Below are 1,097 nucleotides of genomic sequence, written 5' to 3'. Positions count from 1 at the left end.
TATTTTAGGAACAACCATAACCATAGAACGACTTCAAAAACGTGGCTATATTGCTTTATCTGATATGTATTATCAATTGCACTCTTCTTTGGCTTTAAATTCTAATTCATTATTCCCCATCATGTAGAGAACCGCCGTATACGAGACCCGTACGTACGGTGGTGTGAGAGCTTCTCCACTAGGCTTTTAGTCTAGTGGCTTGCTACTCAATTGTGGCGTCGTAATTATTATTATTTATTCTAATTCCCAATCTATTTTGTCAAGAACCTCTTCTTTAACCCTATTAGAAATTCTTTCTTTTTCCTTGTCCTCTAATTTTTCTGTTTTATATTCTATAAATTCATTATCCTTCAAAGTATAAATCTCATCGATATAACCTCCCGTCATTTCAAATGTAATTCGATATATTTCAATTGGTTTTTCACTAAAATATACCAATATCTCTTTGGTAGTACATCCACTGCAAATTAGCGGTTGAATTTGAATCCCACTTGGCACACAATATTCACTATTATCAATTAAAAATGAATCAATTCGTTCAAATATTATTTCTTTTTGTGATAATGACTCTATGTTTGTTGTAGTAAATCCTATCCTATTAGCTACATAGTCAAGATACTCTGGACTTTTATCGTCCATGTAGTTTTTTGCAAACAAAAGAAAAATAACAATTTTTATTGTGAAGAATATCCCTATCCCAGTAATTCCAATTATTGAAATAATCTTAATTGTTTTTTTATAATTTAATTTCATCTAGTTTCAGATTCAACATCATTTATTCGAATTATTAATCCTTTTTAAAGTCTGTAGTATGAGATAACTCCGGCAACAGTATTTATGCGCCACAACGGATTGGGCATATGAACCGTGCGGGGATTAAAATAGTACGCCTTTTCTTTCATCGCACAGAGCCCAATGGTTTTACAGGGACTAAATTTAACAATAAATAGTTTCTTTAAAAGCATTGGGCGGACTTTTTGAAATCACCGCAACCTAGCACCTCCACAACACCCCGCATGGTTTATGATGCCGTGTTGAACTAAACCCGCAAAGCGGGAGCTTAGGCTAAAACTAACAAAATTCGTAAGATAATTACA

Annotated in this window: 1 protein-coding gene; it reads right to left on the bottom strand. The window is 33.4% G+C overall.

What is annotated here, in order from left to right:
- Positions 1–234: 234 nt before the first annotated feature.
- Positions 235–753: a hypothetical protein gene (locus OM075_RS25135; protein WP_301193318.1), complete on the bottom strand. Its 519-nt coding sequence runs from the start codon at positions 751–753 to the stop codon at positions 235–237.
- Positions 754–1,097 lie beyond the last annotated feature (344 nt).

Source organism: Plebeiibacterium sediminum (assembly GCF_026013605.1).
In the GTDB taxonomy this organism is placed as follows: domain Bacteria; phylum Bacteroidota; class Bacteroidia; order Bacteroidales; family Marinilabiliaceae; genus Saccharicrinis; species Saccharicrinis sediminus.
The sequence above is the reverse complement of the archived record's forward strand: the minus strand, read 5'-3'. Positions and strand labels throughout refer to the sequence as shown.